1 protein-coding gene is annotated in these 231 nt (G+C 29.9%); it reads left to right on the plus strand.

The genetic code is table 11. The features are described 5' to 3' along the window. Positions 1-213 (plus strand): hypothetical protein (locus tag ACY2RS_RS16010; protein WP_490099641.1); only part of this gene is annotated, 213 nt, incomplete at its 5' end. Positions 214-231: the final 18 nt, after the last annotated feature.

The raw sequence follows: 231 nt of genomic DNA on the forward strand, positions 1-231 counted from the left end.
CCCGCAAAAGTAACAAAACATCCCTATATACTAGGACTATATTTCTTTATTTATCCTAATTTACTGTTAATAAGTTCTTCGTTAAAGAATAATATGGTGTCATCCTTCGGAAATTTTAATACTCAAAAACCTTCCTATGTATTTATACTAGTGAGCAAACCAAAAAGGATAGTGCAATTGTACGCTCAAAAAAGTAAAGAATTTGACTTCTAATATTTCCGAAGTACAACT

The sequence above is a fragment of the Patiriisocius sp. 208BN25-11 genome (assembly GCF_058147145.1).